Below are 13,010 nucleotides of genomic sequence, written 5' to 3' on the forward strand. Positions count from 1 at the left end.
GGGGGCGCCCCCCCCGCGCCCCCCCCCCCCCCCCCCCCCCCCCGGGCGGGGCGGGGGGGCCACCCCCCCCCCCCCCCCCCCCGCCGCGTTTTCCGGGGCGAGCGTTGTCCATGCGCTCAGGCAGCGAGTTGCCGGGGTTTCGTCCACCCGCCCGGCCGAAGATCGCCGGCGTTGTCCACAGCTGGGAGTTGTCCACAGGGCGCCCGCACGAGTGCCCGCCTCTCCGTCACACTGTCCAGCGGGGGAGCCCCCAAGGGCGGGCGGGTCAGGGAGAAGTAGGGCGACGGGCCGACTTGTGCGATGCGAGTGCGGACCTCGCCTCGGCGCCGCTTGATCGGCAGGACAGACTCCGGGGCGGGCGGCCCGGGGCACCACGAGGCGGCGCGGTTTCGGATTTGTGACCTGACTTGGCTACGCTGCGGGGGTGTCCTCGCTGTTTCGCCGCAAGTCCGCCGATCTCGTCGCCGACTCCACCGCCACGGTGACCGAGCCCGACCGTGCCTCCGAGCCGGTGCGCAAGGGTTACACGCCCTCGAAGGAGGAACTCGGCCAGCAGACGCCCAAGCGGCAGAGCAGCCAGCGCCGCCACGACACCGCCGCCGCGCCGGCCAACCGTCGCGAGGCGTACAAGTCGATGCGCGAGCGCCAGCGGGTCGAGCGGGCCGAGGCCCAGGCCGGCATGCGGGCCGGTGACGAGCGTTACCTGCTCGCCCGCGACCGCGGCCCCGAGCGCAAGCTGGTGCGGGACATCGTCGATTCCCGGCGTACGGCCGGCACCTGGTTCTTCGGCGGCGCGATCCTCGTGTTCATCGGCTCGCTCGGCAACATGCCGATCCAGGTGCAGCTGGCCGCCAACCTGCTGTGGGCGCTGCTCGCGATCAGCGTCATCGTCGACAGTTTCCTCATCTCGCGCCGGATCAAGAAGCTCGTGACCGAGCGCTTCCCGGACTCGAAGGAGCGGATGGGGTCGCTCTACCTCTACGGGATCATGCGCGGCATCTCGTTCCGCCGGATGCGCGTGCCCAAGCCGCAGGTGGAGTTCGGCGCCAAGATCTGACCCGGCGCCGCGCACGAGCCGAGCCGAGCGCCACGCACCGCCGGACCGACCGCCGCGCCGCGCCGCGCACGAGTCGAGCTGAGCGCCGCGCCGAGCCGCGCACCGCCGAGCCGAGCGCGCCGCCGACACAGGCTGCGACGCACCGGCCGAGCGTGGACGGCGCGGCCTTGAGGCGAACCCGCTGCTACAGGACTTTGGCCAAGCGGAGCAGAGCCAAGCGTGAACGGCGCCCCCAGCCGCTACTGGACTCCGGCCAGGCGGAGCAGGGCGGCGGTCGCCGCAGCGGCCACGACCACCACGACGAAGGGCGCACGGCGGGCGGCCAGCACCGCCCCCACGAGTACGCCCAGAGGCCGCGCCAGCCCCGCGAAAGCCGCACTCTCCATGAGCGCCGCCGTGGTGGCCAGCGCCGCGAGCAGCGTGGTCGCCGCCATGGGCAGCAGGCGCTGGACCGGCTCCGACAGCTCCAGCCGGTCGCGCAGCAGCACGCCGCTCAGCCGCATCGTGTAAGTCCCGGCGCCCAGCACGAGAATCGCCACCAGCAGTGTCACGAGTCACTCCCACCTTGGACGCCGGCGAAGCGCGGCAGGAACAGCACCAGCAGCCCGAGCAGCGCGCACAACACCGGCAACCCCGCGGGCAGCACCGGCGTCAGTACGACCGCGAGCCCCGCCCCGGTCAGCGCCGCCGCCCGCGTGGCCCGGTCCTGCAGCGACGGCAGGATCAGCGCGATCAGCCCGGCCGGGAACGCCGCGTCCAGCCCCAGCACGTCCGGATCCCCCGCCGCCGTGCCGATGAGGACGCCCAGCGCGGTGCCGATGTTCCACGAGGTGAAGAGCGTCAGGCCGATCATCCAGTACGTGCGGCGGCGCCGGCCGGGGTCCTCTTCGCGCAGCGTGAAGGCCACCGTCTCGTCGGTCATCAGGTGACTGCCGAGCAGCCGGTCGCGCCAGCGGGGGCCGATCGTGGACGCGACCGCCATGCCGAACGGCAGGTGCCGGGCGTTGAGCAGCAGACCCGCGAGCACGGCCGCCACGGGGTTGCCCGCCGCCAGCAGACCAGCCGCGAGGAACTGGGCGCCTCCGGCGAAGACGAGGGTCGACATGGCGAAAGGCACCCACAGCGGGAGCCCGTACGCCACAGCGATCGCCCCGAACGAGCCGCCGACCGCGATCATGGCGGCGGCGATGGCGGCCGCGTCGCGGAGCAGGGCGCTGTCCCGAGGCGGTGTTCGCTTGGACGTACGCATGGTTCAAAATAATGAACGGAGCCGCCGCCGTTCGTCAAACCGAACGACCCGACCGACGGAGTGAACATGGATCAGTCCGCGCCGCCGCTCGCCACCATCGCCACGGCCCTGCGCCGCGAGCGGGAACGCGCGGGCATCTCGCTCGCCGAGCTGGCCCGGCGCGCGGGCATCGCCAAGTCCACGCTCTCCCAGCTCGAGAACGCCACGGGCAACCCGAGCATCGAGACGCTGTGGTCACTCGGGGTGGCTCTGGGCGTACCCTTCAGCAAGCTGGTCGAACCGCCCACGCCGGCCGTGCGGGTGATCCGCGCGGCCGAGCAGACGCGGCTGCACGCCGACCGCGCCGACTTCGTGGCCCGGGTGCTGGCGACGGGGGCTCCGCAGGCGCGGCGTGACCTCTATGTCCTCGAGCTCGAGCCGGGATCGCCCCGGGAGGCCGAGGCACACATCCCGGGCACGGTCGAGCACATCGTCGTCGCGGCCGGCCTGCTCCGGACGGGCCCGGCCGGCGAGACCGCCGAGCTGGCCCCGGGCGACTACGCGTCGTTCCCGGGTGATGTGCCGCACCACTACGAGGCGCTGGCCCCGGGGACGTGGGCGGTGCTGGTCGAGGAGTACCGGTAGAGGCGGGCCACCACGTCCTCGATGTCCGGCTCCTGGAGCGACAGGTCGCGCAGGCCCACGGCGGCGAGCGCGGCGGCGACCGCCCCGGCCGACGAGGAGACCAGGTCGAAGGTGACCCGATGCCCGTCCGCCGCGGTGGTCACCAGGTCGGCGCCCGGGACGGCAAATCCGGACGGCAACGGCGCGTCGAGGTCCGCGACCAGGCGGCGGCGGGAGCCGTACCGGGAATGCAGGTCCTCGATCGTCCCGTCGTGCACCACGTGACCGTGATCGATCACCACCAGGCGGCGGCAGAGGCGCTCGATGTCGGCCAGGTCATGCGTGGTGAGGACCAGCGTGACGTCGCCGCCCGCGCCCAGCTCGGCGAGGAAGCCACGGACCGCCTGCTTGCTCACCACGTCCAGCCCGATGGTCGGCTCGTCGAGAAACAGCACTTCGGGGCCGTGCAGCAGCGCCGCGGTCAGCTCGCCGCGCATCCGCTGCCCCAGGGACAGCTGGCGAACCGGGGTGTCCAGGAACTCGTCCAGGCCGAGCAGATCCCGGCAGCGCCGCAGGCGGGCGGCGTGATCAGCGGCCGGAACGCGGTAGATGTGCCGCAGCAGCGTGAACGACTCGCGCAGCGGCAGGTCCCACCACAGCTGCGAGCGCTGGCCGAAAACGACCCCGATCCGCAGGGCGAGGCGGGTGCGCTGCGGCACCGGCGTGAGGCCGCAGACCGACACCTCGCCCGCGGACGGGGTCAGGACGCCGGTCAGCATCTTGAGCGTGGTCGACTTGCCGGCGCCGTTCGGGCCGATGTAACCGACCATCTCGCCCCGGGCGATGCTCAGGTCGACGCCGTCCACGGCCGCCACCGTGCGTTTCTCGCGACGGAGGGCACCCTTGCGGACGCGTACCGTGAAGTCCTTGCGCAGGCCCCGCATGTCGATGACGCTGGTCACGCTTCCCCCTCAGGATCCCGTACTCCGGTAGTGCTTGATGCCGGCCCGCCACACCAGGGCCGCCACGCCGGTCATGAGCAGCGCGAGCAGCGGCGACAGGAAGCCCGCCCAGGCGGGCAGACCGAGCGGGTCCGCGCGGCCCAGCAGCGTCACCGCCGGCTGGTAGGCCACAAAACCGAAGCCCAGCGCGTACGCGAACAGCGCCCGGAACCAACCGGAGTAGACCGGCACGGGGTACGACGTGAAGTCCCGCCCGCCGTACGTGAACGCGCTTCCGACCTCGCCCGAGTCGATCCACCAGAACGCGGTACTCGCACTGATCACGAAGATCGCCCCGAAAAGCACGGCGCCGGCAGCGGGAGCGGTGACGACGAGCACGACGCGTGACGTGTCCCACGGGATGTCGTTCAGGTTGAGCGCCACGATCAATGCGCCGAGGCCGACGAGCAGTCGCAGCGCCTTGCGGATCGGCAAGTCCATGAGCAGCAGCTGAGGCAGCGCGCGCAGGGGCCGGACGAGGACAGCGTCCAGGGTGCCGTTCCGCACGTAGGTCTTGAGGTGATCGACGTTACCCACTACGAAGTCGGCCAGCGCGAACGACAGCGACGAGAGGCTGACAACCAACAGCCCCTCCGGAAGGGTGAATCCGCCGACGGTCCGGGTGGCGCGGAACAATACGAGCACGGTCAGCACGTCGAGCGCCGACGAGAGGATGTTGCTCACCAGGTCGACCACGAAGGAGGTCCGATAGGAGAAGACCGACCGCCACTGCGCGCGGGCCAGGGCGACGTACGGGTTCGTGTCAGCCACCCTGTGCCACCAGTCGCCGCTGCGCCCGGTGCTGGACCAGCCGCGCCAGCCCGAGCAGCAGGAACACCCAGATCAACTGCAACCCCACGAGACCCCACTGCAGCGGTACGGGGTCCCGCTCGACGAGCACGTCCGCCGGCGTCTGCATGAGCCCGGGGAACGGGGTCGCCACGTAGAGGACAACGGTCAGCCAATCGGGGAGAAAACGGAGCGGGAAGTAGAGGCCGACCAGCACACCGGACGAGAGTGTCCAGAACGTCATCGGTCCGCGCGCGTCGTGCAGCCAGTAGGCACTGGCGTTGACCAGGAAACGCAGCAGGAACGACGCGACGGTCGCCAGGACGATCGAGACGGCGAAGAGGGGGACGGTGAACCAGCGCTGGGGGACGTACAGATCGAAGAAAAGCGCACCCGCCGCGAGGGGCGGCAGGAAGCGGAAGATCAGCGCGTGCAGGGCCCGGCCCAGGTCAGCGGCGAGATAGCTGGTCACGGGGTGGACCGGCCGGAGCAGGTCGGCCGTCACCTCGCCGGTGCGGATCCGCTCGGCCAGCTCGGTCCAGCCCCACAGCAGGATCACGGCGAAAAGACCCTGACCCACCCAGACGTACGACACCAGCTGTCGCGCGTCGTACCCGGCCGCCTGCTGCCCCGCCGCGCCGGCCGCCACCGCGAGCAACACGTAACACCGGAGGAACCCGAAGACGATATTGGTGAACGATCCGGCTATGGTCGCCTGCCGGTAGGACATGTAACGCCGGAAACCCGACCACGAGAGGGCACCGAACGTAGTGACCCACTCGCGTAACGGTTGGACTCGTGAGAGCAGGGGCACCCTGGCGTCGGGCAGGTCCACGCCGTTAATCTCCTTTCACGCACCCCGCAGCGGAGCCCGGCGACACTACCCGGCGCTCCGCGACGCCACCATGCAATTTCGACAAGGCGGATCGTCGTGACGCTCAGTAGCCTCCTGTCCGGTACCTGCCCAGGTGCCCGATGAACGGCTGGAGCTCGCAGGGCGGCTATCCGTACGGCGGCTGGGAGGACGAGCCCGCCTGGGTCTACGAGATCACCTGGGAATGGGAACCCCTCCCGGGCCAGCGCTACCCGGGCGACCCGGGCCGCCGCCGCGCCGTCCACCACCCGGTCTACGACGCCTCGGCCGCCGCGTCGGCCGCGGCTGCCTGGGACGCCGACTTCAAGACCATCGCCCAGGCCTCGTCCCCACCGTCTTTCGGCGCCCCGACGTCCGGCGCCCCGTCCTATGGCGCCTCCTTCGGCGCCCCCACCTCGGGCGCACCTTACGAAGGCATGCCGATCTCCGGCCCGCCCGCCTCGGGCCGCGCCGTCCCGCCGGTCTCGGGCGCCGGATACGCCGGCGGCCCTGTCTCGGGCGCGCCGGGCCGTGGCGCCCGCCCGGTGTCCCCCGCGTCGGGCCGAGCCTCGGTCGGCCGTCCCCCGCAGCCGCCGCCCTCGTGGGAGGGCCCGGGCCGGGGCGGCCAGGGCTTCGGCGGCCCGGCCGGCGGTGGGCAGCCCTCGTGGAACCGGCCTGTGCCGCTGCCGGACCGGCTGCCCGAGCCGCCCTACCGCCAGGCCGGTGGACCGGGCTCAGCGCAGCCCGGTCCCCAGCAGCCTGGTCCCTACCCGCCGGGCCCGCAGCAGCCCGGGACCTATCCGCCGGTTTCCCAGCCGCCGGGGTCCTATCCGCCCGGTTCGCAGCAGCCGGGTCCCTACCCGCCGGGTGGCTCCACGTCCGGGATTCCCGGGCCGGGGGCTGCCGCGCCCTACCAGCAGCCGCGCCCGCCGCAGTCGCGCCCGGGTTACGAGCAGCAGCGCCCGTCTTACGGCCGTCCGCCTGCTCATGAGCAGTCTGCTCCCCCGGCCTGGGACCAGCCGCAGCCCACTTCCTGGGAGCAGTCCGGGCGGTCGTCGCAGGCTTCCCGCTGGGACGAACCGCAGGGACAGTGGGACCAGCCCCGGACCCAGCAGCCGCCCTGGGGCCAGCAGCGACCCCAGTCCCCGCCGCACCAGCCCGGCCCGATCGACTCGCGGCCGCTCCGACCCGGCCCGACCGACCCGCAACAGGGTCGGCAGGGCCCGATCGACCCGCAACAGGGTCGGCAGGGCCCGATCGACTCCCGCCACGGCCAGCCGGGCTCCCGGCCCGCGCCGCAGGACCACCGTCAGCCTGCCCAGCCCGGCTGGCAGCAGGGCCCGGACACCCGCCACAACGCACCGGACCCGCGCCACGCCGGACCCGACCCCCGCCTCGCCGGCCCGGATCCCCGTGTCGCCGGCCCCGAGTCACGCCCCGTGAGCCCGGATCCGCGCCACGCCGGCCCGGAGTTCCGCCGCCCGCCGCAGCCGTTCGCCCAGCAGGCGCCGACAGCACCGCCGGTCACGCAGCAGGGCCCGGCGGCCACGCCGTTCGCGTCCCAAGGCCCGGCGGCCACGCAGCAGGTCCCGGCCGCCACGCCGTTCGCGTCCCAAGGCCCGGCGGCCACGCAGCAGGCCCCGGCCGCCACGCCGTTCGCGCCGCAGGGTCCGGTCACACCGCCGTTCGCGCCGCAGGGTCCGGTCACACCGCCGTTCGCGCAGCAGCGACCGGAGGGTTCACCCGCATCGTTCGCGCCGCAGGCAGGAGTCGGCGCACCCCGAGCACGCGACATCGAGCCGCCGACCGAGACCCGCCTGCCCGCGCCGCCCCAGGAAGTCCCGACCTCCTCCGCGCCTGCCCCCACGTCAGCGGCCGCCGCTCCCGCTCCGCCGTCGGTCAGCCCGATCGCGCCTGCGTCCGCGTCGCCTGCCTCTCCCGCCTCGGCGCCTGTGTCGGCCACTCCCCCGGCAACCGGCGAGCGGCAGACGCCTGCGGCTGGTGGCCCCTTGTATCCGGGTTCGCCGGCTGCGGGGACCGGACATCATGGTGCTGTGTCCGAGGTGGCCGGTTCGTCCGGTGCGCCGGTGGGCGGAGACGGTTCTTCGCTCGAGGACACCGCCGTCACGGAGCTGCCCGAGGACACAGCGGCCAGGCTGCCGGACAGCTCGACGGCTGACTCTCCCGAAACTGCGACGGACGCGGACCCGCGGCGAAGCACGACGGCCGGGCCGGTGGGGAACGCGGGCACCGGATCGCTGGAGGACACGGCGATCACCGAGCTTCCGAGCGAAATGCCCTCGGCCGGCCAAGAGCCGTCGGCTGGTGCGGCGAAGGCAGTCGAGCCCGTCGGCAGTGCAGCGGAGGCCGGTGAGCCCGTCGGCAGTGCGGCGCAGGCGGGTCAGCCCGCCGGCAGTGCGGCGCAGGCGGGTCAGCCCGCCGGCAGTGCGGCGCAGGCGGGTCAGCCCGCCGGCGGCGCTGCGGAGGAGAATGCCGGGGACGAGGAGGAGCGCGGGCTCGGGTGGCTGCTCAAGATGAGTGGGCTGGGGGCGGCTACGGCTGATCCCGACTCGTTGCCCGTTTCGCCGGCGCCGGAGGCTGTGCTGCCGGTTGCGCCGGTCAGTCCGGATGTGCCCAAGCGGGTCGACTGGTTCTTCGGGACCGGGGAGAACGCGCTGGCCACGGTCGGCACTTCGGCGCCGGAAGAGCCTGTTGCACCGCCTTCGGAGGAAGAACTCGTCGCGGCGACGCCGGAGGACGAGCAACCCGCCGCAGCGACGCCGGAGGAGGAACGGCCCGCCGCAGCGACATCGGACGAGGAGCAGGCCGGCGCGGCGCCATCGGACGAGCAGCCCGTCGCAGTGGTCTCGGAGGAAGAGCCCCGCGCAGCGACGTCGGAGGAGGAGCAGCCTGTCGACGTTGCCGCGGACGAGCGGAGTCTCGATGTCACGGCGGACGGAGTGCGGACCGAGGCGGTCGGGGACGACGAACTCGATGACGGCGTCAGGGACCCGGAGCCGGTCGAGGCGGTTGAGCCGGTCGAGGCGGTCGAGGCGGTCGAGGCGATTGAGGCCGCCGAGCGCGTTGACGTCGTCGAGACCGAGGAGCCGGTCGAGGTTGAAGAGCCGGTCGCAATTGAGCCGGGCGACGTTGAAGAGCCGGTCGAGGTTGGCGATCAGGTCGAGCCTGAGCAGGTCGAGGCTGCGGAGTCGGTCGAGGCTGAGCAGGTCGACGCCGCGGCGCCGGTCGAGCAGGTTGAAACCGCGGCGCCGGTCCAGCAGGTCGAGGGCGCGGCGCCGGTCGAGCGGGTCGAGGTCATCGAGCCGGTCGACGCGGTTGGGCCGGTCGAGGCCGTCGAGGCGGTTGAAGCGATCAAGCCGGTCGAGGATGACGCGCCCGACGATGGCGGGGTGGGCCGCGGGCCGGTCGAGGCTGTTGCGGAGGTCGAGGGCGGCTCGGACCTGGGCGACGTTGCGGAGGGTGACTTCGCGGCGGAGGAGGAGCGCGCAGAGGAGACGCCGGCGCGAGACGAGCAGGGGGCCGAGGACGAGCCCGCCCAGGAAGAGCCCGCCGAGACAGCGGACGCCGAGGAAGAGCCCGCCGCGAAGAAGTCCGCCGAGACACCGCACACCGAGACACCGCACACCGAGACAGCGCACACCGAGACAGCGCACACCGAGGAAGAGCTGTCCGAGGAAGAGCCCGCCGAGGCAGCACACGCCGAGGAAGGGCAGGCAGAGGAAGGGCAGGCAGAGGAGCGGCGCGCCGAGGACGACGCGGGCGAGGCGGCTGCGGAAGCGCCGGCTGCGGGCGACGAGGCCGTGGAGACGCCGGTGGACGACGTGAGGGAGGCGCCCGCAAGCACCGAGGCCAGGACCGTAGAGGCGGTGCGGGCACCCTCGGTGCAGCTGCCGGTTCTCTCGGTGGCGCCGGCCCCTGAGCCCGTCGTCGAGGTCGAGCGGCGGCGGGCGGATCCTGAGGAGGTGCTCTCGGCGTACGCGTGGGTGGTCGATCCGGTCACGCTGCGGGAGCGGGCCGATGACCCGGACCTGCTGCTGGGTCTGCGGGACCGGTTGAGTGACCGCCTGGAGTACGCCGAGCGGGATGCGATCCGGGCCCGGCTGCTCAGCCTGCGGGCGGTGACGAGCCGGCTGCTCGGGGAGTTCGGGCGGGCGCTCGCGGACGGGCGGGAGGCGCTGCGGCACGCGGAGGCGGCCGGGGAGCTGGAGTTGACCGCGCTGGTGCAGGCGCGGGTCGCCGGGGTGCAGCATTGGCGGGGTGACTTCGCGGAGGCGGATCGGCTCTACGCGGAGGCGAACTCGGTGGAGCTGCCCGCGCGGCTGCGGGCCGAGATGCATGTGAACGCCGGCCGGTCGTGTTACGAGCAGGGGCGTTATCTCGAGGCGTGCAACCACTTCGAGCGGGCGCTCGAGTTGCGCCGGGTGGAGGATCCCGAGCTTGTTGCCCGTACGGGCGCCGCGCTCGACGCCGTGATGGCGCGCGTGCAGGAGACCGGGTGGGGGCCGTATCCGCGGTCGCCGGAGGAGATTCTGCAGCAGAGTCGCCCGCCGCAGCCGTCGGCGGACCACGAGACCGGGCTGCACGGGTACGCGGACAGCAACGGTGACCTCGTCGTGCCGGCCCTCTACGCGGAGGCGAAGACTTTCGCCGAGGGTGTCGCCTGGGTGAAGAAGCCCGGCGCGGACGCGTGGGAGCTGATCGACGAGTCGGGCGCGCTGCTGATCGATGACACGTCGGCGTACCGGCAGGTGGGGCCGTTCTCGGACGGGCTGGCCTGGGTGTCGCGGGAGGACGAGGGCGGCTGGATCGCGGTCGACTGGCACAACCGGGTGCTCGTGCCGGGCGGGTTCGACGAGGTGCGGCCGTTCCGGCGGGGTGTGGCTCCGGTACGCCGCGGCGGCTGGGGCGCCGTCGACCGGCACGGGCGGATCGTGGTGGCGCCGCGCTACCAGGGGTTCGCGACGGTGCTGACCGGCGGGGGCCCGGTGGACGGGTTCACCGAGGAGGGGCTGGCCGTCGTGGACGCCGGGGACGGGGTCGGCGTGGTCGACGCGGCCGGCCAGGTGGTCGTACCTCCGGTGCATGCGAAGCTGCTCATCCACCCGGTGGCCTTCGTCGTGGCAGATGCCGACGGGCGGTGGGGGGCCCTGGACCGCCGGGGCGAGCCGCTGATCGAAACCGGTCACACCGACCCCGCCGACGTGGCGCGGGAGATCGAGCGGCGGCGCGCGGAGACGCGGCCCGTCCTGTAGAGGGACGCACAGAAACGCGCGAAGGACGCGTAAAAACGCGCCCGGTCCGGCCCAGCGTTTTGTGAAGGAACCGGCGGGTAGCCTCCGGTCCATGGAATATCGTCACCTGGGCCGGTCGGGCCTCATGATCAGCGAGATCGCGTACGGCAACTGGATCACCCACGGCTCGCAGGTCGAGGAGGACGCCGCCCACGCCTGTGTGCGCGCCGCCCTCGAGGTGGGCATCACCACGTTCGACACCGCGGACACGTACGCGGGCACGAAGGCCGAGGAAGTCCTGGGCCGCGCGCTCAAGGGCGAGCGCCGCGAGGGGCTGGAGATCTTCACGAAGGTGTTCTGGCCGACCGGGCCGGGGCGCAACGACCGTGGCCTGTCCCGCAAGCACATCCAGGAGTCGATCAACGGCTCGCTGCGCCGGCTGCAGACCGACTACGTCGACGTCTACCAGGCGCACCGCTACGACTACGAGACGCCGCTCGAGGAGACGATGCAGACGTTCGCCGACGTCGTGCACAGCGGCAAGGCGCACTACATCGGCGTCTCCGAGTGGACCGCCGACCAGATCCGGGCCGGCTGGGAGCTGGCCCAGGACCTGAAGATCCCGTTCGTGTCCAACCAGCCGCAGTACTCGATGCTCTGGCGGGTCATCGAGGCCGAGGTCGTGCCGACCAGCATCGAGCTGGGCGTCGGCCAGGTGGTCTTCTCGCCGATCGCGCAGGGCGTGCTGTCCGGCAAGTACGAGCCGGGAAAGCAGCCGCCGGCCGGCTCCCGCGCCGAGTCGAACTCGCAGATCATCCAGCGCTACATGAGCGACGAGATGCTCACGACCGTGCAGCAGCTCAAGCCGCTGGCGGAGCAGGCCGGGCTGTCGATGGCCCAGCTCGCCGTGGCGTGGGTGCTGCAGAACGAGAACGTCTCGGCGGCGATCGTCGGCGCCTCGCGCCCGGAGCAGGTCTTCGACAACGCGAAGGCGGCCGGCGTCAAGCTGGACGACGACCTGATGAAGGCCATCGAGGGCGTCGTGGGCGGCATCGCCGAGCGTGACCCGGCCAAGACGGTGAGCCCGGCCCAGCGTCCGTGAGCGTGCAGGGGGTCCCGCGCCGGGACCCCCTGACAACCAACTAGCTCCAGAAGCGCATGAACGCCAGCCCGACCTGCCCGAGATCCCCCGGGATCCCGATCAGCGCGCACAGCCAGTCGACCACGTCGAAGAAGATGACGTTGATCCGCGACTGCCAGAGCAGGACGAAGAGCAGCAGGAAGCCGTACGGCGCGAAGAGGTCGTACGCCCGCTGGTAGGCCGGGCTGAGCCAGGGCCGCAGCATGTTGCCGCCGTCGAGCCCGGGCACCGGCAGGAAGTTGAGCAGGCTCGCGGTGACCTGGAGGAAGCCCAGCGCCGCGAGGCCCAGCCAGAACTCGCCGTGCGGGCCGAGCGCCGCCGTCCCGCCGCTGATCACCAGCGCGTCGTCGGCGGCCCCGAACCAGAACGGGATCGCCAGCAGCAGGGCGAAGAGCACGTTGGTGCCCGGCCCGGCCGCGCTGATCAGCGACTCCTTGACCTTGTTGCGGATGTGCGCGTGATCGACCCACACCGCGCCGCCGGGCAGGCCGATGCCGCCGAGCACCACCGCGATCAGGGGGAGCACGATGCTGAGCACCGGATGCGTGTACTTGAGCGGGTTGAGGCGCAGGTAGCCCCGGTCGGCCACGCCCCGGTCGCCGGAGAAGTAGGCGATCACAGCGTGCGCGTACTCGTGCAGGCAGAGCGACAGGATCCACCCGGAGATGACGAGCAGGAAGACGTCGACGCGGATGTTGCCGAAGCCGGTCCACGTCATCCACCCGCTGACCAGGACCAGCGCGACGATGCCGACGAAGATCGGGCTCGGCAGGAAGGCGCTCCGGGGCGCCCCGCGGCTCACCTGGAAGCTGCTGCTCACTCGCCCGGCAGCAGACTCATCTTGTAGTCGACCCGGTCGTCCTCGACGAGGCTGACCTGGGTGACACCGGCGGCCGTGAGGTCCCGGTGGACCTGACCCAGCCACGACTCGGCGTCGGCCTGGCTGCTGAACGACTCCTGGGGACCGGCCACCGGCTGCCCGTCGACGCCCTCGTACCGCCAACTCCACGGCATGTGCTGTCGCCCTCCTCGAATGAGCTTTCGTCCCACCCTACGGTGTGCGGC

11 protein-coding genes are annotated in these 13,010 nt (G+C 72.6%); 4 read left to right on the forward strand and 7 right to left on the reverse strand.

The features are described from left to right. Positions 1-424 precede the first annotated feature (424 nt). The gene (locus tag RAN62_RS35735; protein ID WP_305789282.1) at positions 425-1,057 is read left to right on the forward strand and encodes a DUF3043 domain-containing protein; all 633 of its coding nucleotides are present in this window, start codon (positions 425-427) and stop codon (positions 1,055-1,057) included. A 239-nt stretch (positions 1,058-1,296) separates the two neighbouring features. Here the strand turns inward: RAN62_RS35735 and RAN62_RS35740 are convergent, their stop codons facing one another. After that, positions 1,297-1,602, reverse strand: a complete 306-nt coding sequence (locus RAN62_RS35740; protein WP_305789455.1) for an AzlD domain-containing protein — start codon at positions 1,600-1,602, stop codon at positions 1,297-1,299. Between the two features lie 2 nt (positions 1,603-1,604). Further along, entirely contained in the window at positions 1,605-2,306 is a 702-nt protein-coding gene (locus RAN62_RS35745; protein ID WP_305789283.1) for an AzlC family ABC transporter permease, read from the reverse strand. 66 nt (positions 2,307-2,372) lie between these two features. On the opposite strand from RAN62_RS35745, the gene RAN62_RS35750 reads away from it, so the two are divergent. Beyond that, positions 2,373-2,930: a helix-turn-helix domain-containing protein gene (locus RAN62_RS35750; protein WP_305789284.1), complete on the forward strand. Its 558-nt coding sequence runs from the start codon at positions 2,373-2,375 to the stop codon at positions 2,928-2,930. Here RAN62_RS35750 and RAN62_RS35755 read toward each other — a convergent pair. The 3 genes from RAN62_RS35755 to RAN62_RS35765 are packed head-to-tail and all read right to left on the reverse strand — an operon-like array spanning position 2,876 to position 5,429. Then, positions 2,876-3,853 (reverse strand): ABC transporter ATP-binding protein, encoded by a 978-nt coding sequence (locus RAN62_RS35755; protein ID WP_305789456.1) that lies wholly within the window; start codon positions 3,851-3,853, stop codon positions 2,876-2,878. The two genes, RAN62_RS35750 and RAN62_RS35755, sit on opposite strands and share 55 nt — an antisense overlap. A gap of 27 nt (positions 3,854-3,880) precedes the next feature. Continuing rightward, positions 3,881-4,681 carry an ABC transporter permease gene (locus RAN62_RS35760; RefSeq protein ID WP_305789285.1) on the reverse strand — a complete coding sequence of 267 codons (801 nt, stop codon included), beginning with the start codon at positions 4,679-4,681 and terminating at the stop codon, positions 3,881-3,883. Then, on the reverse strand, positions 4,674-5,429 hold the full coding sequence (locus RAN62_RS35765; protein ID WP_305789286.1) for an ABC transporter permease: 756 nt from the start codon (positions 5,427-5,429) through the stop codon (positions 4,674-4,676). Before RAN62_RS35765 ends, RAN62_RS35760 begins: the two co-directional genes overlap by 8 nt. 245 nt (positions 5,430-5,674) lie before the next feature. Between RAN62_RS35765 and RAN62_RS35770 the strand changes: the two genes are divergently transcribed. Further along, positions 5,675-10,825, forward strand: a complete 5,151-nt coding sequence (locus tag RAN62_RS35770) for a WG repeat-containing protein (RefSeq protein WP_305789287.1) — start codon at positions 5,675-5,677, stop codon at positions 10,823-10,825. 91 nt (positions 10,826-10,916) lie between these two features. After that, a complete protein-coding gene (locus tag RAN62_RS35775) occupies positions 10,917-11,906 on the forward strand; it encodes an aldo/keto reductase family protein (RefSeq protein ID WP_305789288.1) in 990 nt (329 codons plus the stop codon). Positions 11,907-11,946: 40 nt separating this feature from the next. On the opposite strand, the gene RAN62_RS35780 is transcribed toward RAN62_RS35775, so the two are convergent. Next, the gene (locus RAN62_RS35780) at positions 11,947-12,765 is read right to left on the reverse strand and encodes a site-2 protease family protein (RefSeq protein WP_305789289.1); all 819 of its coding nucleotides are present in this window, start codon (positions 12,763-12,765) and stop codon (positions 11,947-11,949) included. Next, positions 12,762-12,959, reverse strand: a complete 198-nt coding sequence (locus RAN62_RS35785; protein ID WP_305789290.1) for a hypothetical protein — start codon at positions 12,957-12,959, stop codon at positions 12,762-12,764. The genes RAN62_RS35780 and RAN62_RS35785 overlap by 4 nt, the downstream gene beginning before the upstream one ends. Positions 12,960-13,010: the final 51 nt, after the last annotated feature.

The sequence above is a fragment of the Symbioplanes lichenis genome, from assembly GCF_030709675.1.
GTDB lineage: Bacteria > Actinomycetota > Actinomycetes > Mycobacteriales > Micromonosporaceae > Actinoplanes > Actinoplanes lichenis.

What these genes read in the sequence shown, in the direction of transcription:
- RAN62_RS35765 (WP_305789286.1), bottom strand. Translation starts at nt 5,429, where the DNA reads ATGTCCTACCGGCAGGCGACCATAGCCGGATCGTTCACCAATATCGTC.
- RAN62_RS35745 (WP_305789283.1), bottom strand. Translation starts at nt 2,306, where the DNA reads ATGCGTACGTCCAAGCGAACACCGCCTCGGGACAGCGCCCTGCTCCGC.
- RAN62_RS35775 (WP_305789288.1), top strand. Translation starts at nt 10,917, where the DNA reads ATGGAATATCGTCACCTGGGCCGGTCGGGCCTCATGATCAGCGAGATC.
- RAN62_RS35770 (WP_305789287.1), top strand. Translation starts at nt 5,675, where the DNA reads ATGAACGGCTGGAGCTCGCAGGGCGGCTATCCGTACGGCGGCTGGGAG.
- RAN62_RS35755 (WP_305789456.1), bottom strand. Translation starts at nt 3,853, where the DNA reads ATGCGGGGCCTGCGCAAGGACTTCACGGTACGCGTCCGCAAGGGTGCC.
- RAN62_RS35750 (WP_305789284.1), top strand. Translation starts at nt 2,373, where the DNA reads ATGGATCAGTCCGCGCCGCCGCTCGCCACCATCGCCACGGCCCTGCGC.
- RAN62_RS35785 (WP_305789290.1), bottom strand. Translation starts at nt 12,959, where the DNA reads ATGCCGTGGAGTTGGCGGTACGAGGGCGTCGACGGGCAGCCGGTGGCC.